The sequence below is a fragment of the Rhizobacter sp. J219 genome (assembly GCF_024700055.1).
In the GTDB taxonomy this organism is placed as follows: domain Bacteria; phylum Pseudomonadota; class Gammaproteobacteria; order Burkholderiales; family Burkholderiaceae_C; genus Rhizobacter.
The window spans coordinates 3358741-3383085 of record NZ_JAJOND010000001.1 but is presented as its reverse complement, the minus strand read 5'-3'; the positions used below and the strand labels follow the sequence as shown (position 1 = coordinate 3383085).

Annotated in this window: 23 protein-coding genes and 2 pseudogenes; 14 read left to right on the top strand and 11 right to left on the bottom strand. The window is 70.5% G+C overall.

Features of this window, described 5'->3' with window-relative positions; translation table 11 throughout:
• Positions 1–28 precede the first annotated feature (28 nt).
• On the top strand, positions 29–442 hold the full coding sequence (locus tag LRS03_RS15915) for a VOC family protein (RefSeq protein ID WP_257826611.1): 414 nt from the start codon (positions 29–31) through the stop codon (positions 440–442).
• Here LRS03_RS15915 and LRS03_RS15910 read toward each other — a convergent pair.
• The 4 genes from LRS03_RS15910 to phnC are packed head-to-tail and all read right to left on the bottom strand — an operon-like array spanning position 430 to position 3963.
• Positions 430–1440, bottom strand: coding sequence for an NAD(P)-dependent oxidoreductase (locus tag LRS03_RS15910; protein WP_257826610.1), 1011 nt, complete (start codon positions 1438–1440; stop codon positions 430–432). The genes LRS03_RS15915 and LRS03_RS15910 overlap by 13 nt on opposite strands.
• Entirely contained in the window at positions 1437–2246 is an 810-nt protein-coding gene (gene phnE, locus LRS03_RS15905) for a phosphonate ABC transporter, permease protein PhnE (RefSeq protein ID WP_257826608.1), read from the bottom strand. The genes LRS03_RS15910 and phnE overlap by 4 nt, the downstream gene beginning before the upstream one ends.
• Entirely contained in the window at positions 2246–3124 is an 879-nt protein-coding gene (phnD, locus tag LRS03_RS15900) for a phosphate/phosphite/phosphonate ABC transporter substrate-binding protein (protein ID WP_374685064.1), read from the bottom strand. The genes phnE and phnD overlap by 1 nt, the downstream gene beginning before the upstream one ends.
• Entirely contained in the window at positions 3118–3963 is an 846-nt protein-coding gene (gene phnC, locus LRS03_RS15895) for a phosphonate ABC transporter ATP-binding protein (protein ID WP_489739920.1), read from the bottom strand. Before phnC ends, phnD begins: the two co-directional genes overlap by 7 nt.
• Before the next feature lie 80 nt (positions 3964–4043).
• Between phnC and LRS03_RS15890 the strand changes: the two genes are divergently transcribed.
• Positions 4044–4937: a LysR substrate-binding domain-containing protein gene (locus LRS03_RS15890; protein WP_257826606.1), complete on the top strand. Its 894-nt coding sequence runs from the start codon at positions 4044–4046 to the stop codon at positions 4935–4937.
• Here the strand turns inward: LRS03_RS15890 and LRS03_RS15885 are convergent, their stop codons facing one another.
• The 4 genes and pseudogenes from LRS03_RS15885 to LRS03_RS15870 all read right to left on the bottom strand — a co-directional run bounded on the left by LRS03_RS15885 (position 4938) and on the right by LRS03_RS15870 (position 11097).
• Positions 4938–5273 carry a winged helix-turn-helix transcriptional regulator gene (locus LRS03_RS15885; RefSeq protein ID WP_257826605.1) on the bottom strand — a complete coding sequence of 112 codons (336 nt, stop codon included), beginning with the start codon at positions 5271–5273 and terminating at the stop codon, positions 4938–4940. It lies immediately after the preceding gene.
• Between the two features lie 19 nt (positions 5274–5292).
• Positions 5293–6691: pseudogene (locus tag LRS03_RS15880) on the bottom strand (efflux transporter outer membrane subunit).
• Positions 6684–9846, bottom strand: a pseudogene (locus LRS03_RS15875) (efflux RND transporter permease subunit). Before LRS03_RS15875 ends, LRS03_RS15880 begins: the two co-directional pseudogenes overlap by 8 nt.
• A 12-nt stretch (positions 9847–9858) precedes the next feature.
• Complete coding sequence (locus tag LRS03_RS15870; protein WP_257826603.1) at positions 9859–11097, bottom strand: efflux RND transporter periplasmic adaptor subunit; 1239 nt, start codon at positions 11095–11097, stop codon at positions 9859–9861.
• Between the two features lie 173 nt (positions 11098–11270).
• On the opposite strand from LRS03_RS15870, the gene LRS03_RS15865 reads away from it, so the two are divergent.
• From LRS03_RS15865 to LRS03_RS15820, 10 genes are all read left to right on the top strand, one after another.
• A complete protein-coding gene (locus tag LRS03_RS15865; protein WP_257826601.1) occupies positions 11271–11927 on the top strand; it encodes a TetR family transcriptional regulator in 657 nt (218 codons plus the stop codon).
• 37 nt (positions 11928–11964) lie between these two features.
• Positions 11965–12969, top strand: coding sequence for a 2-hydroxyacid dehydrogenase (locus tag LRS03_RS15860; protein ID WP_257826600.1), 1005 nt, complete (start codon positions 11965–11967; stop codon positions 12967–12969).
• Positions 12970–13083: 114 nt separating this feature from the next.
• On the top strand, positions 13084–13599 hold the full coding sequence (locus tag LRS03_RS15855) for a DUF2062 domain-containing protein (RefSeq protein WP_257826599.1): 516 nt from the start codon (positions 13084–13086) through the stop codon (positions 13597–13599).
• A 103-nt stretch (positions 13600–13702) separates the two neighbouring features.
• Positions 13703–15088: an amidase gene (locus LRS03_RS15850; protein WP_257826597.1), complete on the top strand. Its 1386-nt coding sequence runs from the start codon at positions 13703–13705 to the stop codon at positions 15086–15088.
• A gap of 100 nt (positions 15089–15188) precedes the next feature.
• Positions 15189–16505 (top strand): DUF805 domain-containing protein, encoded by a 1317-nt coding sequence (locus LRS03_RS15845; RefSeq protein WP_257826596.1) that lies wholly within the window; start codon positions 15189–15191, stop codon positions 16503–16505.
• Positions 16502–17452, top strand: a complete 951-nt coding sequence (locus LRS03_RS15840) for a lipopolysaccharide kinase InaA family protein (protein WP_257826594.1) — start codon at positions 16502–16504, stop codon at positions 17450–17452. Before LRS03_RS15845 ends, LRS03_RS15840 begins: the two co-directional genes overlap by 4 nt.
• A 24-nt stretch (positions 17453–17476) precedes the next feature.
• Positions 17477–18193, top strand: coding sequence for a VWA domain-containing protein (locus tag LRS03_RS15835; protein ID WP_257826593.1), 717 nt, complete (start codon positions 17477–17479; stop codon positions 18191–18193).
• 5 nt (positions 18194–18198) lie between these two features.
• The gene (locus tag LRS03_RS15830) at positions 18199–18447 is read left to right on the top strand and encodes a hypothetical protein (protein WP_257826592.1); all 249 of its coding nucleotides are present in this window, start codon (positions 18199–18201) and stop codon (positions 18445–18447) included.
• A gap of 6 nt (positions 18448–18453) precedes the next feature.
• Complete coding sequence (locus tag LRS03_RS15825; protein WP_257826590.1) at positions 18454–19824, top strand: adenylosuccinate synthetase; 1371 nt, start codon at positions 18454–18456, stop codon at positions 19822–19824.
• Positions 19825–19864: 40 nt separating this feature from the next.
• Positions 19865–20497 (top strand): transglutaminase-like cysteine peptidase, encoded by a 633-nt coding sequence (locus tag LRS03_RS15820; protein ID WP_257826588.1) that lies wholly within the window; start codon positions 19865–19867, stop codon positions 20495–20497.
• On the opposite strand, the gene LRS03_RS15815 is transcribed toward LRS03_RS15820, so the two are convergent.
• Both LRS03_RS15815 and LRS03_RS15810 read right to left on the bottom strand, forming a co-directional pair.
• On the bottom strand, positions 20490–21200 hold the full coding sequence (locus LRS03_RS15815) for a helix-turn-helix transcriptional regulator (RefSeq protein ID WP_257826586.1): 711 nt from the start codon (positions 21198–21200) through the stop codon (positions 20490–20492). The two genes, LRS03_RS15820 and LRS03_RS15815, sit on opposite strands and share 8 nt — an antisense overlap.
• Positions 21201–21362: 162 nt before the next feature.
• Positions 21363–21749 carry a VOC family protein gene (locus LRS03_RS15810; RefSeq protein ID WP_257826585.1) on the bottom strand — a complete coding sequence of 129 codons (387 nt, stop codon included), beginning with the start codon at positions 21747–21749 and terminating at the stop codon, positions 21363–21365.
• Between the two features lie 155 nt (positions 21750–21904).
• Between LRS03_RS15810 and folE the strand changes: the two genes are divergently transcribed.
• Positions 21905–22633, top strand: a complete 729-nt coding sequence (folE, locus tag LRS03_RS15805; protein ID WP_257826584.1) for a GTP cyclohydrolase I — start codon at positions 21905–21907, stop codon at positions 22631–22633.
• Positions 22634–22645: 12 nt separating this feature from the next.
• Complete coding sequence (locus tag LRS03_RS15800; RefSeq protein ID WP_257826583.1) at positions 22646–23068, top strand: BLUF domain-containing protein; 423 nt, start codon at positions 22646–22648, stop codon at positions 23066–23068.
• 264 nt (positions 23069–23332) lie between these two features.
• On the opposite strand, the gene LRS03_RS15795 is transcribed toward LRS03_RS15800, so the two are convergent.
• Positions 23333–24289 carry a GlxA family transcriptional regulator gene (locus LRS03_RS15795; protein ID WP_257826582.1) on the bottom strand — a complete coding sequence of 319 codons (957 nt, stop codon included), beginning with the start codon at positions 24287–24289 and terminating at the stop codon, positions 23333–23335.
• Positions 24290–24345 lie beyond the last annotated feature (56 nt).

The following is a 24345-nucleotide window of genomic DNA, read 5'->3' as shown; positions in this document are numbered from 1 at the left end:
TACCGGGACGGCTGGCTACGATCGGCGCATGAAGAGCCTCTTCCACCTCGCGTATCACGTGCGCAGCCTCGACGACGCGCGCCGCTTCTACGGCGGCGTGCTCGGCTGCCGCGAAGGCCGCAGCACCGACACCTGGGTCGACTTCGACTTCTTCGGGCACCAGATCTCGCTGCACCTGGGCGAGCCCTTCGCGACGACGAACACCGGTCGCGTCGGCGACAAGCTGGTGCCGATGCCGCATCTCGGGCTCGTGCTCGAACTGCCCGACTGGCAGGCGCTCGCCGACCGCCTCACCGCCGCGAAGCTCGCGTTCGTGATGCCGCCTCAGGTGCGCTTCGAAGGCCAGCCCGGCGAGCAGTGGACGATGTTCTTCCGCGACCCGTCGGGCAACCCGATCGAGGTGAAGGGCTTCCGCTCGCTGGCAGGCGTCTACGCAAGCTGAGCCGCGCGCTGGCGCGTCAGCGCATCGCCCACCGGCTGCCCGGCGAGCGCGGCGATCAGGTTGTCGGCGGCGCGCTGCTCGATGGCCAGGCGCACCGAGGCCACCGCTGAGCCGAGGTGCGGGGTGAAGACGGTGTGCGGCGAGGCGAGCAGGCGCGGGTCGATGTGGCGCGGCCGGTCGGCGAGGTGCCAGTCTTCCAGCTCGAACACGTCGGCCGCGTAGGCGCCGAGCATTCCTGCTTCCAGCGCCTGCGCAACGGCGGCCTCGTCGACCACCGAGCCGCGCCCCACGTTGACGAGGATCTGGCCCCGCTTGCACAGCGCGAGCCGGTGCGCGTCGACCAGGTGCCGGCTGTGCGGCGTGAGCGGCACGGCGAGCAGCAGGTAGTCGGCGCGCTGCAAGGCCTCGTCGAGTGATACCGCTTGCACGCGGGCGTCGTGCTGGGACGGGTCCACCCCCAGCAGCCGCGCGCAGCCGAAGCCGGCCAGCCGGTCGACGATGGCGCGGCCCACCGGACCCAGGCCCACCACCGCGGCGGTGGCGCCGTGAAGGCCGGTGCCGTAGAGCGTCGGCCGCCAGCCCTGGTAGCCACCGGCGCGCACCTGCGCGTCGCCGGCCCGCAGGTGCCGTGCGGCGGCGATGGCCAGGCCGATGGCCAGCTCGGCCGTGGGTTCGGTCAGCAGGTCGGGCACGAAGCTCACCAGCACGCCGGCCCGCGCGCAGGCCTCGAGGTCGAAGTTGTCGTAGCCCTTCAGCGCGCAGGCGATGGTGCGCAGGCGCGGTGCATGTTGCAGCGTGCTCCCGTCCACGCGGTCGGGCATGAAGGCCATCATCGCGTCGGCCTCGGCCAGGTGCCGGTGCAGCTCGGCCTCGGGCCAGGGTTCGGGGCCGGGGTTCATGGTCACCTCGCCGTGCTGGCGAAGCTGCTGCAGCACCGCTGCGTGCACGGGTTGGGTGACGACGATGCGGGGCCGGGATGGGGTCGAGTTCAAGGTCATTTGAGTTTGCGGCGCAGCAGCGCGCCCAGGCGGTCGACCACCAGCACGCAGGCGAGGATCGACAACAGGATGGCGGAGACTTCGTCGTACTTGATGAGCCGCAGCGCCGCCATCAGCTCGAAGCCGATGCCGCCCGCCCCCACGATGCCGAGCACCGCCGAGGCGCGGAAGTGGTACTCCCAGCGGTAGAGCGTGATGTCGGCGAGCTGCGGCATCACCTGCGGCAGCACCGCATGCACGATCACCTGGAAGCGGCTCGCCCCGGCCGCCACGGCGGCTTCGAGCGGTTTGTCGTCGACATGCTCGATGGCTTCGGCGTAGAACTTGCCGACCATGCCCGCCGAGTGCAGCGCGAGCGCCAGCACGCCCGGCAGCGCGCCGAAGCCCACCGCGGCCACGAAGAGGATGCCGAGGATGATTTCCGGCACCGAGCGGCAGGCCGCGAGCAGCGTGCGCGCCGCCTGTCCGACGAGCGGGTGCGGCGTGGTGTTCGGCGCGGCCAGTAGCGCGAGCGGCAGCGACAGCAGCACGGTGAGCGCCGTGCCCGCGACCGACATCGCCAGCGTGTCGCGCAGCGGCACGAGCCACATGCGCCAGCGCGTGAAATCGGGCGGCACCATCTCGTCGGCGAGCTGCACGAGGGCGGGGCCGCCGTCGGCGAAACGCTGCGCGTCGAAGAAGCCGGTCACGCCGAGCGCGAGCAGGCACACGGCCAGCACGAGGCCGATCAGGCCCAGGCGTCGCCGGCCGCGGCGGCGGTCGGTGTGGAGGATGGCGTCGTAGGCCGGATTGACGGCGAGCCCCATCACTTCATGCGCGCCAGGTCGAGCTTGAGCACGCCGGCGGTGTCGCGCAGCACGTCGTACGCGCGGTCGTCGGTGGCGGCGAACGACTCGACGCGGAAGGACTTGAGCACCTCCTTGTCGTTCATCTCCAGGAAGGCCTTCTTGATCGCCTGCTTGAGTTCGGGTGCGAGCTTGCCCTGCACCACGATCGGGTAATTGGGGATCGCGGCGGTGAGGTCGAGCTGCACGATCTTGCTGGCGTCGACGGTGCCGCGCTTGACCAGGTTGTCGAGGATGGGCTTGGAGAGCGCCCCCGCGGGCACCTGGCCCGCCTGCACCGCGCGGGCCACCGCGTCGTGCGTGCCCAGGTGCACCGGGCGGTAGTCCTTCTCGCCGTCAAGCCCCACCTTCTTCAGCAGGTGGGCGCGTGGCGCGAGGTGGCTGGAGGTCGAGGCCTGGTCGCCGAAGCCGAAGGGCTTGCCGCGCACGTCGTCGAGCTTGGCGACCGGCCCGCCGGCGGTGGCGATCAGCACCGACTGGTAAGTGGGCGAGCCGCGCTCCACGCCGACGGCAAACGGCTCGATGTCGGGCGCCTTCGACTTGGCCAGCACGTACGAGAAGGGGCCGAAGTAGGCGACCTCGATGCGGCCGAAGCGCATGGCTTCGATCATCGAGGAGTAGTCGGTGGTGACGACGATCTCGACCTCTTTCTTCAGCGTGCGCTCCAGGTACTGCTTGAGGGGCTGGGCGTTCTGGATCAGCGTGGAGGCGTTTTCGTCGGGCAGCAGCGCGACGCGCAGGCGCGCGGGGTTGGCGCCTTGCGCCAGGGCGGCGTGGGGCACGAACAGGGCGAGCGCGGCCGAGGCCAGCGCGGTGTTGAGGGTGCGGCGTTTCAACATGGCGTGAGTTCCGTGGGTTCGAGAGGAGAGAGGGCGCCGGCTGGCTGCGGGGGCAGGCTGGCGGTGGGGCGGGTGTCGGCGTAGAGCGAGGCTTCGGTCTGCGCATCGAGCGCGGCGGGCGGGCCGTCGAACACCACCCGGCCCTGGCGCAGGCCGATCACGCGGTCGGCGAAGCGGCGTGCGAGGGCCACCTGGTGCAGGCTCACGACCGCGGTGAGACCGTCGCCCTGGCAGATGCCGTGCAGCAGCGTGAGCACGCTGAGCGCCGTGGCCGGGTCGAGGCTGGCCACCGGTTCGTCGGCCAGCATCAGCCGCGGCTGTTGCACCAGCGCGCGGGCGATGCCCACCCGCTGCTGCTGGCCGCCCGACAGCGCATCGGCCCGCTCCAGCGCCTTGTCGAGCAGGCCGACGCGCTCGATGGCGGCGAGCGCGCGTTGTTTGTCGGCGTGGCGCCAGGGCAGGCACGAGGCCCAGGCCGGGCGCTGCGCCACGCAGCCCAGCAGCACGTTGCCGAGCACCGTCTGGCGGCCGATGAGGTGGTGCTGCTGGAACACCATGCCGGTCAGGCGGCGGTGCGCGCGCAGGGTGCGCGAGCGTGTCAGCGCGGCGCCGAGGTCACCCACCTGCACCTGCCCGTCGCTGGGTCTCACGAGTCCGTTGAGGCAGCGCAGCAGCGTGGACTTGCCCGCGCCCGAGGCGCCCAGCAGCACCACGAACTGCCCCGCCTCGATGCCGAGGCTGGTGGGGTGCAGGGCGGCGTGGCCGTTGGCGTAGGTGACCGCCAGGCCCTGCAGCGTGAGCAGCGGGGCGGCGAGTGGGGTGTCTGGAATCGGGTTCACGGGCCCAAGTCTGTTTGGGCCATGTGGCAGGCGTGTGCAGGTTGCAGTGTGAAAATCGCGGCCATGTATAGATTGCATCTATGTCTGGCCTGACGCTGCTGGCCTCGCTGAAGGCCTTCGACGCCACCGCCCGCGCCGGCAGCATGACGGCCGCCGCGCGCTCGCTCGGCCTGCAGCAGCCCACGCTGTCGGCCCACATCGCCCGGCTGGAGCGTGAATATGGCGTGGAGCTCTTCTACCGCCGAGGGCGGCGGCTCGAACTCACGCCCTTCGGCGTGACGCTCAGCGAGTGCACCCGCCGCGCCTTCAGCGCCGAGGAAGACGCGGTGGCCCTGCTGGCGGCGGCCAAGCACCGCTACCATGGCCGCCTCACGCTCTGCGCGATCGGGCCTTACAACGTCACGCCGATGATCCGCGTCTTCCGGGCGCGGCACCCGTTGGTGAGCCTCGCGGTGACGGTCGGCGACTCGCGCCGCATCGTGCAGATGATCCTCGACTACCAGGGTGACGTCGGCGTGATCCTCAACGCCGTGGACGAGCCGCAGCTGCACTGCGTGCCGTACCGCAAGCAGGCGCTGGTGGTGTTTGCGCCGGTGTCGCACGCCCTCGCGCGCCAGTCGTCGGTGACGATCGAAGACCTGGCGAACCAGGAATTCGTGATGCGCGAAGAGGGTTCCACCACCCGCAAGGTCTTCGAGCAGGTGCTGTCCGAGCACGGCGTGACGGTGCGCGCGAGTGTCGAGATGGGCAGCCGAGAAGCGGTGCGCGAGGCGGTGGCGCAGGGCTTGGGCCTCGGCATCGTGGCCGACACCGCCTACGTGCCCGACCCACGCCTGGTGCGCCTGCCGATCACCGGCGCGGATGTGGCGACGTACGCCCACCTCATCTGCCGCACCGAGCGACGGCAGGTGCCGCTCATCGCCGAGTTCCTGCGGGTGGCCGACGAGCTGCGGCTGTCCCCGGGGGAGCGGTAGCTAGGCGCCCCGCCAGCCTTCTGCCCACTCGCAGAAGGGCCCGAGCGAGACCATCAGCTTGCGGCCCTCGGGCGTGAGGCGGTAGCCGCCTTCCTCGTGTTCCAGCAGGCCCACGTCGCGCAACTCCTTGATGCGCGTGTTGAGCAGGCTGGGGTTGGTGTCGCAGGCTTCCTGCAGCGCGCGAAAGGTCATCTGCCCGCCGTGGCGCAGCTCCCAGAAGATGCGCAACGCCGCGCGCCGACCCAGCAGGTCCAGCGCCACCATGATCGGGCGTCCGGTCTTGGAGCCGCGCACCGGCGAGCCGATGCGCGGTGAGGACTTGCGGGCAGTGGGCATGCGGCGATTGTCGCCGTGCTCATTTGGTGGTGGTCGGCTCCGCCCAGCCGCCCCCGAGCACCTTGTAGAGGTTGACCTGGTTCTGCACCATCGCCGCCTGCACCTGCACCACCGCCTGCTGCGCGGTGAAGAGGGCGCGCTGGGCGTCGAGCACGTCGAGGTAGCTCGCGGCACCGTTGCGGTAGCGCAGGTCGGCGAGCTTGAAGCGCGTCTGCTCGGCGTTGGCCTGCGCCAGCTGCGCACGCGCCTGTTCGCCCAGCGTGGCGCGGCCGGCCAGCGCATCCTGCACTTCGCGGAAGGCGTTCTGGATCGACCGCTCGTATTGCGCGACCGCGATCTCGCGGTTGGTTTTCGCGAGGTCGAGGTTGGCGCTGTTGCGCCCGGCGTCGAAGATCGGCTGCAGCACCGAGCCCGAGATGCTCCAGGCCTTGCTGCCGGCCTTGAAGAGGCCATCGGTTTCGGAGCTGGCGCTGCCCACGCTGCCGGTCAGGCTGATGCGCGGGAAGAAGGCGGCGCGTGCGGCGCCGATGTTGGCGTTGGCCGCGATCAGCTGCTGCTCGGCCTGGCGCACGTCGGGGCGGCGCGTCAGCACGTCCGACGGCAGGCCGGCGGGCAGGTCGGACGCGAGGCGTTGTTCACCGATGGAAAGTGCGGGCGGCAGGTCGGTCGGCAGCGGCTGGCCGATCAGCAGCACCAGCGCGTTTTCATCGAGCGCGCGCTGGCGCGTGACGGCCGCCAGCGTCACCTTGCCGGCCTCGAGCAGCGACTCGGCCTGGCGCAGGTCGAGCTTCGGAGGCGGCGCCGTTGTCGAATTTCAGCTTGTTGAGCCTGAACGAGTCTTCGCGGGTGCCGAGCGTGTCGCGGGTGATGGCGAGCAGCTCGTCGTCGGCCAGCAGGCTCAGGTAGGTGTTGGCGACGGCCGCGATGAGGCTGATCTGCACGGCCTTGCGCCCCTCGACGCTGCCCAGGTACTGCGCCGCCGCGGCGTTGCCCAGGCTCTGGATGCGGCCGAAGAGGTCGAGTTCCCAGGTCGAGAGCTGGATGCCGGCGCTGAACACGGTCGTCAGCTGGCCGGTGGTCTGCGAGGGCCCGCGCTGGCCGGTGAGACCGACACCGAGGTTGGGGTAGAGGTCGGCGCGGCGCACGCCGTAGTTGGCGCGAGCGGCCTCGATGTTGAGCACCGCCACGCGCAGGTCGCGGTTGTTGCTGAGCGCGATCTCGATCAGGCGCTTCAGGCGCTCGTCGACGAAGAAGCGCTGCCACTCGATGTCGCTCGCGGCCTGGGTGCCCGTGGCCGCCACCGTGTCGGTGAAGGCCGGCGCGACCGGCGCGGCCGGCCGCTCGTAGCGCGGCGCCATGCTCGTGCAGCCGGCCAGCAGCAGCGCGGCAGCCAGGCCGGTGAAGCGTGCGTCAAACATGTTGGTGACCTCCTTGGTCCTCTGCATCTTTCTCGTGGGCGTAGAACTTGCGCTGCCGCTCACTGCCCTTGAAGAAGCGGCGCACCACGACGTAGAACACCGGCACGAAGAACACCGCCAGCAGCACCGAGCTCACCATGCCGCCGATCACGCCGGTGCCGAGCACGCGCTGGCTCGACGAGCCCGCACCGGAGGCGAGCATCAGCGGCAGCGTGCCGAGGATGAAGGCGAGCGAGGTCATGAGGATCGGGCGGAAGCGGATGTGGGCCGCCGTCAGCGCGGCCTCCATCGCGCTCTTGCCCTGCGCCTGCAGGTCTTTCGCGAACTCGATGATCAGGATGGCGTTCTTCGCCGACAGGCCGATGATGGTGATCAGGCCGACCTGGAAGTACACGTCGTTGGTGTAGCCACGCAAGGTCACGCCGAGGATCACGCCCAGCACGCCGAGCGGCACGACGAGCATCACCGCCAGCGGGATTGACCAGCTCTCGTACAGCGCGGCCAGGCAGAGGAACACCGCCAGGATCGCGAAGCCGTAGAGGATGAGCGCCTGCGAACCAGCGAGCTTCTCCTCGCGCGACTGGCCCGTCCACTCGAAGGCGAACCCGGGCGGCAGCTTGGCGGCCAGCGCTTCCATCTCGGCCATCGCCGCGCCGGTGCTGTAGCCGGGTGCGGCCGAGCCGTTGATGCGCATGGCGGGGTAGCCGTTGTAGCGCACCGTCTGCATCGCGCCCGTCACCCACTTGGTGGTGGCGAAGGCCGAGAGCGGCACCGGCTTGCCCTGGTTGTTGATGGCGTTGAGCTTGAGCAGGTCTTCCGGCTGCATGCGCGCGGGCGCGTCGGCCTGCACCACCACCCGCTGCAGGCGCCCGGCGTTGGGGAAGTCGTTGACGTAGGCCGAGCCGAGCGAGGTGGAGATGGCGCTGTTGATGCTGTCGAAGCTCACGCCGAGTGCGTTGGCGCGGTCGCGGTCGATCGCGAGCTCCACCTGCGGCGCGTCTTCCAGACCGTCGGGCCGCACCTGCGTGATCACCTTGCTTTGCGAGGCCATGCCCAGCAGCTGGTTGCGGGCGTTGACCAGCGCCTGGTGGCCCTGGCCGGCGCGGTCTTGCAGGCGGAAGCTGAAACCCGACGACTGGCCGAGTTCAGGAATGGGCGGCGGGCTCAAGGGGTAGATGAACGCATCGCGGATGCCCATCAGCGCACCGAAGGCGCGGCCGGCAATCGCATCGGCCTTTTGCTGCGGCTCTTCGCGCTCCTTCCAGTCTTTCAGCGTCACGAAGGCGAGGGCCGCGTTCTGACCCTGGCCCGAGAAGCTGAAGCCCAGCACGCCCACCATGCTCTGCACCTCGGGCTGCTTGAGGATGTAGGCCTCGACCTGCTTCATCACCTCCAGCGTGCGCGCCTGCGTGGCACCCGGCGGCAGCTGCACGTTGACGATCATGTTGCCCTGGTCTTCCTGCGGCAGGAAGGAGGTGGGCAGGCGCTTGTAGAGCAGCGCCACCGCGAGGCCGATCGCGAGGTAGATGATCATGAAGCGTCCGGCACGCTTCAAGATCCGCGCGACCCAGCCTTCGTAGCCCTTGGCCGTGCGCGTGAAGCCGCGGTTGAACCAGCCGAAGAAGCCGGTCTTCTCATGGTGGTGGCCCTTCTCCACCGGCTTCAGCAGCGTGGCGCACAAGGCCGGCGTGAGCGACAGCGCCATGAAGGCCGAGAAGGCGATGGCCGCCACCATCACCGCCGAGAACTGGCGGTAGATGTTGCCCACCGACCCCGAGAAGAAGGCGAGCGGCACGAACACCGAGATCAGCGCCACCGTCACGCCGACGATGGCGCCCGAGATCTGGCCCATGGCCTTGCGCGTGGCCTGCAAGGGCGGCAGGCCTTCCTCGCTCATGATGCGTTCGACGTTTTCCACCACCACGATGGCGTCGTCGACCACGATGCCGATCACGAGCACCATGCCGAACATGGTCAGCACGTTGATCGAGAAGCCGAGCGTGAGCAGCACCGCGAACGTGCCCAGCAGCGAGATCGGCACCACGATGGTCGGGATGATGGTGTAGCGCCAGTTCTGCAGGAAGAGGAACATGACGAGGAACACCAGCACCACCGCTTCGACCAGTGTCTCGGCCACCTGGCTGATCGAGATCTTGATGAAGCGCGAGCTGTCGTAGGGGATCGCGTACTTCATGCCCTGCGGGAAGAGCTTGGAGAGCTCGTCCATGCGCTTGTGGATGGCCGCGGCCGTGGCCAGCGCGTTGCCGCTCGGGGCGAGCTGTACACCGATGCCGGTCGACGGGTTGCCGTTCAGCCGCGCCGAGGTGGCGTAGGCCTGGGCGCCGAAGCTCGAGCCGCGCCACGTCGCGCAGGCGCACGGTGGAGCCGTCGGTCAGCGCGCGCAGCACGATGGCGCCGAACTCCTCGGGCGTGCTGAGCTGCCCCTTCACCACCACGGTCGCCGAGATGCCCTGGCCGGCGATGTTGGGCAGGTCGCCGATCGTGCCCGACGACACCTGCGCGTTCTGCGCGCGGATGGCAGCCAGCACCTCGGCCGACGAGAGGTTGTAGCTCTGCAGCTTGTTGGGGTCGAGCCAGATGCGCATCGCGCGCTCGGTGCCGAAAAGCTGCGCCTGGCCCACACCCGGCACGCGCTGCAGCTCGGGCAGGATGTTGCGCGAGGCGTAGTCGCCGAGCGCGACCGGGTCGTAGGCCGGGTTGTCGGACGAGAGGATGGTGAAGAGCAGGAAGTTCGAGCGCGCCTTGTCGACGCGCACACCCTGCTGCGTCACCGCCGAGGGCAGGCGGGGCGAGGCGCGGCTGAGGCGGTTCTGCACGTCCACCTGCGCGAGGTCGGCATTGGTGCCGGGCTCGAAGCTGATGGTGATGGTGCCGGTGCCGTTGGCCTGCGCCACCGACTCCATGTACATGAGGCCGGGCGAGCCGTTCATCTCGCGTTCGATGACGGAGAGCACCGCGTCTTCGAGCGTCTGCGCCGAGGCGCCGGGGTAGGTGGCGTTGATGACGATGGAGGGCGGTGCCACCGGCGGGTACTGCGCGATCGGCAGCTGCGTGATCGCCACGCCGCCGGCCACCAGGATGAAGAGCGCGATCACCCACGCGAAGATGGGCCGGTCGATGAAGAAGCGTGACATCTGCCGTGCCCCTCAGCGGCTGGCCGCCGAGGCGGGAGTGGATGCGCCCGCCGGAGCGGACGCGGCGGCGGGCTGCCACGGCACCGGGTTCACCGGCGCGCCGGGCACCATCATCTTCTGGAAGCCGTCGACGATCACCTTCTCGCCCGGCTGCAGGCCGTCGGTGACGAGCCAGCTCTGCCCTTGCGCCGAGCCGACCTTGACGGTGCGCTTTTGCGGCTTGTTGTCGGCGCCGACCACGAGCACCGTGTCGCCGGTCTCGCTGCGGGTGACGGCCTGCTGCGGCAGCAGGATGCCCTCGGGCAGCGCCGCCTGCGCGAGCCGCACCCGCACGTACATGCCGGGCAGCAGCAGGCCGTTCGGGTTGGGCACCTCGGCGCGCAGCGTGATCTGGCCCGAGGTGGGGTCGACGGTCAGGTCGCTGAAGAGCAGCTTGCCCGGCTGTGCGTAGGGGCTGCCGTCTTCCAGGATCACCTGCACACGCGCCGCGTCGGCGCCGGCCTTCTGCAGCTTGCCGGCGGCGAGTGCCTGGCGCAGCTTCAGCACCTCGGTGGTCGACTGGGTGAAGTTGACGTACATCGGGTTGATCTGCTGCACCACCGCCAGCGGCGTGGCCTCGCCCTGGCCGACGAGCGCGCCTTCGGTGACGAGCGCCCGGCCGATGCGGCCGGCGATCGGCGAGGTGACCGAGGCATAGCCGAGGTTGATCTGCGCCGTCTGCACCGCCGCGCGGCTCGCCGCCAGGTCGGCCTCGGCCGACTTCTGCGCCGACACCGCGTTGATGTAGTCCTGCTTGCTGATGGCGTTGGCCTCCATCAGCGGCTTGAAGCGCTCGGCCTGGGCGGTGGTCTGCGCGACGTTGGCCTGTGCGCGGGCGAGCGTGGCCTGGGCGCTGGCCAGCGCTGCCTGGTAGGGCGCGCTGTCGATGCGAAAGAGCAGCTGCCCGGCCTTCACGTCGCTGCCTTCCTTGAACACCCGCTCGCGCAGGATGCCCGCGGCGCGTGCGCGCACCTGCGCCACGCGCGAGGCCTCCAGCCGGCCCGGCAGCTCGGTGGTGAGGCTCACGGTGGTCGGGGTGACCGTCACCACGCCCACCTGGGGCGGCGGCATGCCGCCTCCCGGTGCAGCGCCGGCAGCGCCTTCCGGCTTCTTGCCGCAGGCGGCCAGCAGCGCGGCGGCGGCGACGAGGGACAGGGTCAGTGACAGGGAACGGTGGGCACAACGGGCCCGGACGTCTTTCAACGCAGACATGCGAATTCCTTCGGGTCGCGCCGTCGACGGCGCCTCGCAACGTGGGGGGCAGAATCTCGGGCCGCTCGACCGGATGAATCGGCGTCAGGCAGAACGCAGATCGACGGAACCGAATGCCGGTTTAGTATACATACACGCGTGAATGTAAGTTGACATCCCACTGACACCCACCCATGGTCCGCCGCACCAAAGAAGAAGCGCAGGCTACTCGCAAGCTCATCCTTGACACGGCTGAGGTGGTCTTTCACGAGCGTGGCGTTTCGCGCAGCACGCTGAACGACATCGCCCAGGCCGCCGGCCTCACGCGCGGGGCCATCTACTGGCATTTCAAGGACAAGGCCGATCTCTTCAACGCGATGATGGAGCGTGTGACGCTGCCGCTGGAAGAGACCGCCCACCGCAGCGACGACGAGAGCCTCGACGACCCGATCGCCTACATGCGCGCCAACTTCCTGCACGCGCTGCGCCTGACGGCCAACGACCCGCAGGTGCGCCGCGTGTTCGGCATCGCCGTCCACAAGGTCGAGTACGTCGACGAACTGCTGGCCGTGCGCGACCGGCACCTGAAGATCCGCGACGAGTGCCTGCTGCATGCGCAGCGCGGCGTCACGCTGGCCATGCGCCGCGGGCTGCTGCCCCGGCGCCTCCCGGCGCGGGCGGCGGCGATCGGCCTGCACGCGCTGATCGACGGCCTCATCCAGAACTGGCTGCTCGACCCCGAGGCTTTCGACCTCGTGAAGACCGGCCAGCAGGTGCTCGACGCCTACCTCGCCGGGCTCGGCGTGGCCGCGCCCGCCGCGCGCAAGCTTGAGCGGCCCGCAGGGCCTTAGGCGCGCGGCACCACGCCGGGCGCGGAAGATGGGCGCCATGCGTGTGGCCGTCTTCAGCACCCAGCCTTACGACCAGCGGTTCCTCGATGCAGCGAACGCCGCGGGCCGGCATGTGTTCACCTACCTGCCGGCGCGGCTGGAGGCGAGCACCGTCGCCACTGCCGACGGGCACGACGCGGTGTGTGCTTTCGTCAACGACCGGCTCGACGCCGACGTGCTGGCGGCGCTGCGCTCGCGGGGCATCCGCCTGGTGGTGCTGCGCTGCGCGGGCTTCAACCACGTCGACCTGGCCGCGGCCGCCTCGCTCGGTCTTGCCGTCGGGCGGGTGCCCGAGTACTCGCCGCATGCGGTGGCCGAACACACCGTGGCGCTCGTGCTGGCGCTCAACCGCAAGATCCACCGAGCCTACGCCCGGGTGCGCGAGGGCAACTTCGCGCTCGATGGGCTGCTTGGCTTCGACCTGCACGGCCGCACCGTCGGCGTGGTGGGCACCGGCAAGATCGGCCTGTGCTTCGTGCGCATCATGCGAGGCTTCGGCTGCGAGGTGCTGGCTCATGACCCGGCGCCCGATCCCGTCTGCGAAGCGGCGGGGGCCCGCTACGTGCCTCTCGCCGAACTGCTCGCCCGCAGCGACATCATCAGCCTGCACTGCCCGCTCACGCCCCAGACGCATCACCTGATCGACGCCGCCGCGTTGTCTCGCATGAAGCGCGGCGCGATGCTGGTCAACACCAGCCGCGGCGCCGTGGTCGACACCCGCGCCGTCATCGCCGCCCTCAAGAGCGGCGCGTTGGGCAGCCTCGGGATCGACGTGTACGAGGAGGAGGCCGACCTCTTCTTCCGCGACCTCTCGGCCGAAGTGCTGCGCGACGACGTGTTCGCACGCCTGCTGACCTTCCCGAACGTGGTGGTCACCGGGCACCAGGCCTTCTTCACCCACGACGCGCTGGCGGCGATCGCGGCCGCCACGGTGGCCAACCTCGACGCCTTCGAGACCACCGGGCAGCCCCGTCACCCCGTTTCCGTCGACCGCCTGGCCTGAGGCGGGGCCGCCGCGCACCGACGGCCCGGCACCAGGCGGGGAACTTCGCGCCGACTCAGCGCCTCCCACACCCCCATGCGCAGACTCCGCCGGTTACTTCCCTCTCCTGAAGCCGTGCAGCGCAATCGCTGGCTGGCCTGGATGGGCCCCGCATTGCACCACCCGCGCCTGTGGCATCTCAGCCGCCGCGGGCTCGCGCTCGGCATGGCGCTGGGCATCTTCTTCGGGCTCTTGATCCCCATCGCCCAGATCCCCGCGAGTGCGGCCGCGGCCGTGCTGCTGCGCGCCAACCTGCCGGCGGCGGTGGCCAGCACGCTCGTCACGAACCCGGTCACCTTCGGCCCGGTGTACTACGCCGCCTGGCGCGTGGGCAGTGCCATCCTCGGCGAGCCGGTCACCGAGGACGAGGTGCCGCCTGAAGTGCCCGACGCCCAGAGCGCTCCCGAGCAGAGCTGGCTCGGCCGGCTCCAGGAGCAGGTGATGGGTGTGGGCAAGCCCTTGGCGGTGGGCCTGTGCGTGCTGGCCACCACCTTCGGCGTGGCCACGTATTTCGCGGTGCTGTGGCTGTGGGCGCTGAGCGTGCTGTGGCGGCGCCGCCGCCGTACCGCAGGCCCTGCGCAGGCGCACTGACTGGGGCGAAGCGTCTCGTCACTGGTCAAGCATGCGGCCACCGGCTAGGGTACGGGTCTTTGTACGAGCGCGGCGCACCCGCGCCGCCCGTCTCGGAGCCTCCATGGACAAGCTGCACTGTCTCGATGCCCTCGGCATGCTGGCCGCCTACGAACGCCGGCAACTCTCTCCGCTCGACGTCACGCGGGCGGTGCTCGCGCAGATCGAGGCCTGCGAGCCGCGTGTGCACGCCACCTGGGCGCTCGATGCCGACGCGGCGCTCGCGCAGGCCCGTGCCAGCGAGGCACGCTGGCAGCGCGGCGAGCCGCAGGGTGTGCTCGACGGTGTGCCGGTCACGATCAAGGAGAACATCGCCACCCAGGGCGTGCCGGTGCCGCTGGGCACGGCCGCCACCGTGCTTGTGCCCGCGCAGCAGGACGCCCCGCCCGCGGCACGGCTGCGCGCCGCCGGTGCGGTGATCGTGTGCAAGACCACCATGCCCGACTACGGCATGTTGTCGTCGGGGCTGTCGAGCTTCCACGCGCTCGCCCGCAACCCGTGGGACGTGAGCAAGAACCCTGGCGGCAGCAGTGCCGGCGCCGCTGCGGCGGCGGCCGCGGGCTACGGCCCGCTGCACCTGGGCACCGACATCGGCGGCTCGGTGCGCCTGCCCGCCGCCTGGTGCGGCATCTTCGCCCTGAAGCCCAGCCTCGGCCGCATTCCCATCCACCCGCCGTACTACGGCCGCGTGGCCGGCCCGATGACACGCAGCGTTCAAGACGCGGCGCTGATGATGCGGGTGCTCTCGCTGCCCGATGCCCGCGACACCATGAGCCTGCCCTACCAGCCGATCGCGTGGGCCTCGCTCGCCCGGCCGATCAAGGGCCTGAAGCTCGGCCTCATGCTCGACGCCGGCTGGGGCCTGCCGGTCGAACCGGAGGTCCGGGCGGCCGTCGAAGCGGCGGCGCGGGCCTTCGAGGCCGCCGGTGCGATCGTGACGCCGCTCGCACCCTTCATGACGCGTGCCATGGCCGAAGGCATGGACCGCTTCTGGCGCTGCCGTGCGTGGATGGACATCTCGGCGCTGCCCGCCGACCGCCAGGCCCAGGTGCTGCCCTTCATCGTCGAGTGGGCGCGGGGCGGCCAGGGCCTGAGCGGCGAGCAGGTGTTCTCCGGTTTCAGCCAGATGGGCGTGATGCGCGAGGCGGCGGTGGCAGCCTGCCAGCCGTTCGACTTCGTGCTCACGCCGACGGCGCCGATCGCCGCCTTCCCCGCCGAGCTGCCGTGCCCGACCAACGACCCGGCGCAGCCCTTCGAGCACATCGCCTTCACGCTGCCCTACAACATGAGCGAGCAGCCGGCGGCCAGCATCAACTGCGGCTACACGAGCGGCGGCCTGCCGATCGGCCTGCAGATCGTGGGCCAGCGGCACGACGACCTCGGCGTGCTGCAGATGGCGCGCGCCTGGGAGCAGTTGCGCCCGGCGCAGCGGCCCTGGCCGATGGATTGAGCACCGGTACTAGTTCACGTTTTGCCCGACGTCGGCGGCGTGGCAGTTGCGTATGCTGCCGCCCATCAAGACAGAGGGCGACGACCCGGGGAGAGCAGGGATGGATGGCCAAGCGCAGGTGCGTCTGGTGTTCGCGGGGGAGCTGTTGGAGGGCCACACGCTCGACGAGGTAAAGCGGCTCTTCGGCGAGATGTTCAAGCTGGAAGGCGACCGCCTCGCGGCCGTGTTCTCAGGCAAGCGCACGGTGCTCAAGCACCAGATCGGGCGCGCCGACGGCGAGCGCTATGTTGACCGGCTGCGCAAGCTGGGCATGCGGGTGGTGATCGAGCCGCTGGACGGCCCGCCGGAGGTCCGGCCCGTGGCCGCCGCTGCGGCTGCTGCCGTGCCCGCCGCGATGCCTGCCCCACCGGCCGCGCCGGTCACACCGCTGGCCGGCGGGCTGTCGCTGCAGGAGTTGGCCGACGAGATCCAGTGCCCCAACTGCGGCGAGCGCCAGCCGAAGAAATTCGTGCTGTGCCGCAAGTGCAACACCGACATCCCGCGTGCGCTCGAGAACAAGCGCGAAGACGCCGAGCGTGCGCGCGCCGAGCGGCTGGCCGCCCGCGAGCAGGCCGGCGGCCGCTTCGCCCCGCCCACCGCCGACATCGAAGGCGAGCGCAGCACCGACCTGGTCGAGCCGCCGCCCTTCCTGAGCCTGAGCCTGGAAGGCCGCTACGGCCGCGCCACCTATATCAACACCTGGGGCCTGTCGATGCTCGCCATGATGGGGGTGGGCGTGGTGTCGGCGGTGCTCATCCCGCTGCTCGGCAAGCTCATGTTCCTGCCGCTGGGCCTGCTGGCCATCGTGTGGGTGATCTGGGGCATCCGCGTGAGCGTGCTGCGCCTGCACGACTTCAACCGCAGCGGCTGGTGGTTGCTGCTCACGCTCATTCCCTACCTCGGCTTCATCGGCAACCTGGTGATTTCGCTCTGGCCCGGCCAAGCGGAGGAAAACGACTACGGCCCCAAGCCGCGGCGCGGCAACATGGTGCTGGCCATCGCGATCTGCGTGCTGAGCACGGTGGGCATCGGCGTACTCGCCGCTGTGGCACTGCCCGCCTACAACGACTACGTGAAACGGGCGCAGCAGAAGGCCGAGCAGATGGAGGAGCGCGAAACGCGGCAGGCGCAGGAGCAGGCCATGCCGCGCCTGCCGAGCGACACCGTCTCGCAGGTCTACCGCGACCAGTACATGCCGGCCGCCAACGAAAAGGCCTTTGCCGTCTCGGGCGCCGGCGCCTATGGCTGGGCCAGCGGCAAGACCTCGACGCGTGAGGCGATCTCGGCCGCGCTGTCGGACTGCGACACCCGCCGCGAGGCCTACACCGGCCAGTGCCGCATCGTCAGCGTGAACGGCATGCTGCCCAAGGAACAGTGAGCCTCGGTCTCACGGCGCTCACCTGCCCGCAGTGCGGCGGCGCCTTGCCGCGCCAGGCGCTGTGGCGCATGGTCGCCTGCCCGTATTGCCAGGCGCAGGTCACGCGCAGCGCGCAGGTGGTGCTGCGCGCAGAGTTCCGCGCCGCGCTGGAGCGGGTGAACGCGCGCCTCTGCGGCCCCGGGCCGGTGCTCGCCGTCGGCGGGCGCCGCTACCGCGTGCTGGCCACGCTGGCACGCGGCGCCGCGTCCGATGTGCTGCTGGCCGAGCGGTGCGGAGTGGTGCCCGAGCGGGTGACGCTGAAGCTCGCGCACGGCACCCTGCACGCACTGGCCCGCGAGGCCGAGGTGCTGCGTGCGCTGCAGGCCCTGCAAGGCCCGGGCGCCGCCTACTTCAGCCAGCGCCTGCCGCAGGTGGTGGTGTTCTCGCGCAGCGGCGAGCCGGGGCATGAGCGCGATGCGCTGGTGCTGCGCCAGCCGGTGGGATTCTGGGGCAGCCTGGCCGACGTGCAACGCGCGCATCCGCAGGGGCTGAACGACGAGCGCCATGCAGTGTGGATCTGGCGCCGGCTGCTCGAAGTGCTCGGCTATGTGCATGGCGCCGGCTGGACGCATGGCGACGTGAGCCCCGAGCACGCGCTGGTGCACCCCGGCGACCACGGCGTGCTGCTGATCGGCTGGTCGCGCGCCACGCAGCGCGGCGACACCGCGCGTGACCTGATGCAGTCGGCGTGGGCGATCCGTTCGCTGCTGCACGGGCCGGCCGATGCGGAGCCTGCGATCTCCGCGCGCATCCCGAGCGCGTTGGCCGAGTTGCTGCACACCGCGAGCACCGATGCCCGCTGGTGCGAGCGCCTCGGTGCGGCGGGAATCGACCAGGCGCTCGTCGCCGCGGCCCGCGCGGCCTTCGGGCCGCCGCAGTTCATTCCTTTTCACCCGCTGCGCGCATAGACGACGCACATTCAGGAGGACCCCATGGGACACGGAAACTACTCGCACGCGGCACACGCCGCCCTCATCGCCGACCGCGCCTCGCGCCCCGCCCACGAGGTGTTCAGCCAGCGCGGCTGCCATGCGCTGATGGACCCACGCGGCCTCAAGGTGCGCGAGTCGCGCGACAGCGCCGACCACCCGAATTCGCTGCCCATCGTGTTCGCGCTCGACGTGACCGGCTCGATGGGCGACATCCCGCAGATCCTCGCGCGGCGCGACCTGCCCAACTTCATGAAGCTGCTCGGGGCCTGCCGCATCGCCGACCCGCAGCTGCTCTTCATGGCCATCGGTGACGCCACCTCCGACCACGCGCCGCTGCAGGTGGGCCAGTTCGAGTCGACCGCCGAACTGATGGACCAGTGGCTCACCTGGAGCTACCTCGAAGGCGGGGGCGGCGGTAGCGGCTCCGAAAGCTACGAGCTGGCGTTCTACGTGCTGGCCCAGCACACCGACACCGACGCGGCCGTCAAGCGCAAGAAGCGCGGCTACCTCTTCATGACCGGCGACGAGCTGCCGTACCCGGCGGTCTCGCGCCACCAGGTCGAAGCGCTGATCGGCGAGAAGCTAGACGAAGACATCCCAATCGAAGAGGCCATCGCCGCCGCGGCCGAGAACTACCACCTCTTCTTCCTGATCCCCGACCTGCAGCGCCGCGGGCGCTGCGAAGCGCCTGGCGCGAGCTGCTGGGCGACCAGGTGATCTGCATGGAGTCGAGCGACGACACCTGCGCGGTGGCGGCCGCGATCGTCGGCCTGACTGAACGGGTGCTGCCCGACACCGATGCCGTGGCGGCCGCGCTCAAGGCCGAGGGCCTGCCGCGCGAGCGCATCGGCGCCATCGTGCGCGCGCTGCGCCCCTACGCCGCGCTGCTCGACCCGAACGCCGCCGCACGTGTGCACACCGGCGGGGTGGTGTCGGGCAAGCCCGGCTGGTGGCGCCGCCTCTTCGGTTGAGGTGACGTGGCCGCGACCCCTCACCGCACCGTCTACGCCTCGCTGATCGGCCTCGGCTTCGGCGACTGCGGCAAGGGTCTCTTCACCGACGCGCTGTGCCGCCGGCTGGGCGCGCACACCGTGGTGCGCTACAACGGCGGCGCGCAGGCCGGCCACAACGTGGTGCTGCCCGACGGGCGCCATCACACGTTTTCCCAGTTCGGCGCGGCGAGCTTCAACCCCGGCGTGGCGACCGTGCTCGCAGCGCCCGTGGTGGTGCACCCGACCGCGCTTGCGGTCGAGGCGCGTGTGCTGGGCGCGAAAGGGGTGGCCGACGCCTGGCCGCGCCTCTTCATCGACGGCCGCTGCCGCGTCACCACCCCTTATCACCAGGCCGCCGGGCGGCTGCGCGAGTGGCAGCGTGGCGCGAAGGCGCACGGGAGCTGCGGCGTCGGCGTGGGCGAGACGGTGCGCCTGGGCCTGCAGCACCCGGCGCTCGTGCTGCGCTACGCCGACCTGCGACATCCGGCGCGGGCGCGCGAGTGCCTGCAGGCGATCCGCGAGCGGCTGGCCGCCGACTTCGACCTGGGGCAAGCCAACGCGCAACCGGCCTGGGCCGAAGAGACCCAAGCGCTGGCCGACGAACACCTGGCCGACCGCTGGCTCGCGGCCGTGGAGCCGGTGCTCGCGCAAGCGCCGCCGCAGGCGTCGGGTGCCCTGGCCGAGCGCCTCGGCCGGCCGGGCGCGGTGCTCTTCGAGGGTGCCCAGGGCCTGCTGCTCGACGAATGGCATGGCTTTCACCCGCACACCACCTGGAGCAGCACCGGCCCCGCGGCCGTGGAAGCGGTGCTCGCGAGCCTGGGCGTGGTGGCGCCGGTGCGGCACCACGGCATCCTGCGCAGCCACCTCACGCGCCACGGCGCCGGGCCGCTGCCCTCGCACGACGTGGCGCTCGACGTCATCGCCGAGCCGCACAACACCGACGACGGCTGGCAGGGTGCCTTCCGCCGCGGGCACCCCGATGCGGTGCTGCTGCGCCACGCCATCGCGGCGGGCCACGGCTGGCACAGCCTTTTCGTCAGCCACCTCGATGTGTTCGAGCGTGGCGTTCCGCTGCGCTGGTGCGAGGCCTACGAGCTGCGAGATCCCGTCCATGGTGCAGGGCGCACGCTGACCGCGCTGCCGCGCGGCAGACCGCAGGACCTGGCGCACCAGGAAGCGCTGACGCGCCTGCTGCGGGCGGCACAGCCGCGCTACGGCGACGCCCCGCTCGCCTCGACGCAGGCCCTCATCGAGCGGCTGCAAGACACCACCGGCCTGCGGGTGGCCGCCACGTCACATGGCCCGACGGCCGGCGATGTGAATTGGCGATTTGCGTTTTCGTCCCACGGCGCCTAACGTGAAATCGTGGTGGTGCTGCGGACTGCCGCGCCCCACCATGCTGCGAAGAACCTTTGCTTTCGGTGCCGCCGGCTGTGCCTGTGCCGGATGGGCGCTGCCTGCCCGCGCCACCGACCCCCTGCCCGCCGCGGCCGAGCGCTTTGAGCAGCTGGCCGAGGCGCTGCGGCAGTTGGCGCCTGCCGAGCGCTGCGTGGCGGTGAACGAGCAGGTCAACCAGCTGCTGGCCTACACCCACGACTTCGCCTCCTGCGGCCGTCGCGACTGCTGGCAGACCCCGGCCGAGACGCTGGCCGCGGGGCGGGGCGATTGCGAGGACTACGCCATCACCAAGTACTTCCTGCTCGGCGCCTGCACCGACGGTGGCTGCCCGCGGCTCGTCTACGCACGCTGGACGCCGGCCGATCGTCCGCAGGATCGTCCGCACGAGCCCGTGGCCCACGTGGTGGTGATCGCCGACGCGCAAGCCGGCGACCCGATCGTGCTCGATTGTGTCGACCCGCTGCTGCAGGGCTTGTCGCGCCGACCCGACCTGCGCCCGGTGTTCAGCTTCGATGCCGGCGGCCTGTGGCGCGGCGCCACCGGCGAGCGGGTGGGCGACGCGCCGCAGCGCCTGTGGCCCTGGCGCGGCGTGCTGGAGCGCTGGGCCCGGCAGCAGCGCGGGCTCAACTGAGGGTGTTGCGCGCCGGCCGGTGAGCCGCCGAGGCCTCGGCCTGGCGGAAGAAATCGGGCAACGTCTTGCCGGGTTCGTCGCGGAAGGCGCTCAGCACCTCCAGCTCGCGGATGCGGTCGATGCGGAAGTTGCGGAACTCCTCGCGCACCTCGCACCAGGCGGCGAGCGTCCACACCGCGCCCCAGTAGAAGCAGCCGAGCGGGCGCACCGTGCGCTCGCTGGCCACGTCTTTCAGGTCGAGGTAGGAGAGCCGCACCTTGCGTCGCCCTTCGGCGGCCAGGCGCAGCGGCTCCAGCCGCATGCGGGTCACCGGGTCGAACTCGACCGGCGGCGCGTAGACCGCGAGCGTCTCGGCGGCGGCACGTGCGGCGGCCGGCAGCACGGCGAGGATCTTCGACAGCGCGTTCTCCGCCTGCGCGGCGAGCGAGGCATCGAGCCGCGGCTGGGCGATGCGCACCGAGGCGACCAGCGCCTGCGCTTCTTCGTGGGTGAACATGAGCGGCGGGAGGTCGAAGCCGGTGCGCATGCGGTAGCCGACACCGGCCTCGCCCTCGATGGGCACCCCTTGCGTCATCAGCTCGGCGATGTCGCGGTACACGGTGCGTTCCGACACCTCCAGGCGCTCGGCCAGGAACTGCGCGGTCGACAGGCGCCGGCCACGGATGATCTGCACGATCTGGAAGAGTCGGTCTGCGCGTCGCATACGGTCGGGCTCGTCGGCTTGTGGCCGTGGAGAAGGGGTGACGGGTGGATGATTCTGCAGCCGCGGCGCGTTGGGTGCGCGCAGCGGGAGCAGGGCGGGGCGCGCCATCACCTGCAGGGGGTGGCGCAAGGGGGGCTCGAAAGGCTCCAGCGGCATGGCGGATCAGCTCAGCGCGTGCAGGCCGATGCGGTTGCCTTCGGTGTCGGTCACGTGGGCGAAGAAGCCCAGGTCGCCCGGCAGCTGCACCTTGGGCGTGGTGATGCGCCCGCCGGCCGGCTCCACGCGGGCGAGCGCCGCGTCGAGCGAGGGCTTGGCGTTCAGGTAGACCAGCGTGCCCTCGGTCGAGGGCGCCATGCCCTGGCCGGCCGCCACCAGGCAGCCGCCGACGGCACCGTCGTCGTAGGGAATGACGGCGAGAGATTGCCCGCCCATCGTCTGCCAGTCGAGCTTCACATCGAGCAAGCGCTCGTAGAAGGCCTGGGCGCGGTGCTGCTCCAGCACCGGGATTTCGAACCAGTTCACGGCATGCTGTTGGGTGTGTTGGGCCATGTTTCTCTCCTGTGGTTGACTGAGTGGCCATGGTCGGCGCCTCTTGCTGACAGCGTTGTGTCAGGAGCCTTTTCGGGGGGGTGCAGTGCAGCTCGCCAGCGGCGGCCGGCGCAAGGCAGCACAATCGCTGCTCTTCCACCTCGACAGGACCTTGCATGCCGGCCCCACCCCCCGCGCCGATCTTCAGAACCGAGGAAGACCTCGCGCAGCTGAGCGCGTCGGAGCGCATCCGCTACCGGCTGGTCGGCTCCGGGCGGCGCTACCACGCCAACGACAACATCTCGGCCTTCATCCGCGAAGGCGAGATCGACGAGTTGCGCGACGAGATCGCGGCCAAGATGCAGGAGGTGCTCAAGTCGCTGGTGATCGATACCGAAAGCGACCACAACACCAACGAGACGGCGCAGCGCGTGGCCAAGATGTACCTCACCGAGGTGTTTCGCGGGCGCTACCAGCCCATGCCGGCAGTGACCGAGTTCCCCAATGTCGAGCGCCTCAACGAGCTGATGATCGTGGGCCCGATCACGGTGCGCAGCGCCTGCTCGCACCACCTGTGCCCGATCATGGGCAGGGTGTGGATCGGCATCCTGCCCAACGAGCATTCCAACCTCATCGGCCTGTCGAAGTACGCGCGCATCTGCGACTGGATCATGTCGCGCCCGCAGATCCAGGAGGAGGCGGTGACCATGCTCGCCAACGAGCTGCAATCGCGCGTCAAGCCCGATGGCCTGGCCATCGTGATGGAGGCCGATCACTTCTGCATGCACTGGCGAGGCGTGAAGGACGACGACGCGATGATGACCAACAGCGTGATGCGCGGCGCTTTCCTGAAAGACGCGAACCTGCGCCGCGAGTTCCTGTCATTGCTCAGCAAGAAGACCTGAAGGGGTTCGACCATGCTTGTACGCCTGATGTATGCCAGCCGCGCCGCCGAGTCGGTCAACCAGGAGGCGCTGGCCGCCATCCTGAAGAAATCGCGCCAGCACAACCCCGCCTCAGGCGTGACCGGTGTGCTGTGCTTCTCCGAAGGCCTGTTCCTGCAGGTGCTCGAAGGCGGCCGCCTGGCGGTGAGCCAGCTTTACAACCGCATCGCCAACGATGCTCGCCACCGCGATGTGGTGCTGCTGACCTACGAAGAGATTGGCGAACGCAAGTTTGCGGGCTGGGCCATGGGGCAGGTGAACCTGTCCGACCTCAACGCCTCGCTGCTGCTCAAGTACTCAGAGACGGCCACGCTCGACCCGTATGCGGTGTCGGGGGGGGTGTCGATGGCCTTGTTCAACGGTTTCGTGGCCACCGCATCGGTCGTTTGCAGCTAGGGCCTGTTAACACTAAAAGGGCAGTCGCGCTGAAGCCTGAAGGCGTGCACGGCAAGGCGCAGGCGAGGCCGTGTGCCTGTGGCACACAACGAGCCTGCAACGCCGCCGCGCGCGCCTTCAGGCTTCAGCCCTGCGGGTGATCTCATCGAAAGCCCGCCCTCAGCGTTGCAAATGCTCGCTGTAGCCACAGCTACAGCTGCGCTTTGCGCCTCGATGGCGGGCTTTTGATGAGTCACGCGACTGCCCTTTTAGTGTTAACAGGCCCTAGGCCGCGCTGCGAAACGCGCTCGGCGGCTTGCCGGTGTGCCTGAGCACCAGGCGATAAAGCGCCGATCCGTCCTCGAAGCCCACGTCACGCGCCACCTGATCGATCGGCGCGCGTGAGGTCTGCAAGGCATGCAGCGCCGAGTCGAGGCGGATCTTCTGCACCAGACGCATCGGCGTGAGGCCGGTGGCAGCGGTCACCCGGCGTGTCAGCGTGCGCGGGCTCACGGCGAGCTGCGAGGCGATCTCTTCCAGCGAGGGCACGTCGGCCAGGCGCTCGCGCACCAGCAGCTCCACCCGGTGGGCCAGCGGGTCTTGCGCGGCCAGGAAGGCCGGCGCGACAAAACGCGCCTGCGAGGCGCGTGGCTCGACCACCAGGTGGCGTGCCACTTCGGTGGCGAGGCCGGGGCTCGCAAAACGGGCCACCAGCGCGAGCATCAGGTCGATGTGCGCGAGTGAAGCGCCGGCCGTCCAGAGGCGCTCGTCTTCGGTCACCATCGCATCGAGCGTGGTCTCGCACCGGGGTGCCAGCGACTTGAGCGTGGGCACCAGCCACCAGGTGCTGGTGCAGCGGCGCCCGTCGAGCAGGCCGGCCTGCGCCAGCACGAAGACGCTGCTGCACGAGGCGGCCAGCGTCGCACCCTGCTGCCAGGCCTTGCGCAGCCAAGCCGAGGCGAGCTGTGCATCGGGCTCGGCCAGGCGGTCGGCGATCTGCCCGGGTGTGGCTGCGCCGAGGCCGGGCAGCACCACCAGCTGGCGGGCGCGGGCGGCGGTGAGCGGCTGCGCCGCCATCGACAGCCCGTCGCGCAGCGCCACCGACGGTGCGCCGGGCGAAAGCACACGCTGGTCGAAGAGCCTCTTGCCGGCGAGCCGGTTGGCCGCGCTCAGCACGTCGAGCGTGATGCCCAGCGGCGCCGGGCTGCTGCCGGCGAGGACGAGGGTGTCGATGCGGATCATCTCGGTGGTGGCCGGAATGGCAAGATAATTGTCAGAACGGACAGTAGCATGCCAAG

Coding starts and splice junctions, on each gene's coding strand:
- LRS03_RS15890 (WP_257826606.1), top strand. CDS start 4,044: ATGTCTGGCCTGACGCTGCTGGCCTCGCTGAAGGCCTTCGACGCCACC.
- LRS03_RS15865 (WP_257826601.1), top strand. CDS start 11,271: ATGGTCCGCCGCACCAAAGAAGAAGCGCAGGCTACTCGCAAGCTCATC.
- LRS03_RS15885 (WP_257826605.1), bottom strand. CDS start 5,273: ATGCCCACTGCCCGCAAGTCCTCACCGCGCATCGGCTCGCCGGTGCGC.
- LRS03_RS15860 (WP_257826600.1), top strand. CDS start 11,965: ATGCGTGTGGCCGTCTTCAGCACCCAGCCTTACGACCAGCGGTTCCTC.
- LRS03_RS15815 (WP_257826586.1), bottom strand. CDS start 21,200: ATGCGACGCGCAGACCGACTCTTCCAGATCGTGCAGATCATCCGTGGC.
- LRS03_RS15810 (WP_257826585.1), bottom strand. CDS start 21,749: ATGGCCCAACACACCCAACAGCATGCCGTGAACTGGTTCGAAATCCCG.
- phnE (WP_257826608.1), bottom strand. CDS start 2,246: ATGGGGCTCGCCGTCAATCCGGCCTACGACGCCATCCTCCACACCGAC.
- LRS03_RS15830 (WP_257826592.1), top strand. CDS start 18,199: ATGGAGTCGAGCGACGACACCTGCGCGGTGGCGGCCGCGATCGTCGGC.
- folE (WP_257826584.1), top strand. CDS start 21,905: ATGCCGGCCCCACCCCCCGCGCCGATCTTCAGAACCGAGGAAGACCTC.
- LRS03_RS15800 (WP_257826583.1), top strand. CDS start 22,646: ATGCTTGTACGCCTGATGTATGCCAGCCGCGCCGCCGAGTCGGTCAAC.
- LRS03_RS15910 (WP_257826610.1), bottom strand. CDS start 1,440: ATGACCTTGAACTCGACCCCATCCCGGCCCCGCATCGTCGTCACCCAA.
- LRS03_RS15795 (WP_257826582.1), bottom strand. CDS start 24,289: ATGATCCGCATCGACACCCTCGTCCTCGCCGGCAGCAGCCCGGCGCCG.
- LRS03_RS15915 (WP_257826611.1), top strand. CDS start 29: ATGAAGAGCCTCTTCCACCTCGCGTATCACGTGCGCAGCCTCGACGAC.
- LRS03_RS15835 (WP_257826593.1), top strand. CDS start 17,477: ATGGGACACGGAAACTACTCGCACGCGGCACACGCCGCCCTCATCGCC.
- LRS03_RS15870 (WP_257826603.1), bottom strand. CDS start 11,097: ATGTCTGCGTTGAAAGACGTCCGGGCCCGTTGTGCCCACCGTTCCCTG.
- LRS03_RS15850 (WP_257826597.1), top strand. CDS start 13,703: ATGGACAAGCTGCACTGTCTCGATGCCCTCGGCATGCTGGCCGCCTAC.
- LRS03_RS15820 (WP_257826588.1), top strand. CDS start 19,865: ATGCTGCGAAGAACCTTTGCTTTCGGTGCCGCCGGCTGTGCCTGTGCC.
- LRS03_RS15845 (WP_257826596.1), top strand. CDS start 15,189: ATGGATGGCCAAGCGCAGGTGCGTCTGGTGTTCGCGGGGGAGCTGTTG.
- phnD (WP_374685064.1), bottom strand. CDS start 3,124: ATGTTGAAACGCCGCACCCTCAACACCGCGCTGGCCTCGGCCGCGCTC.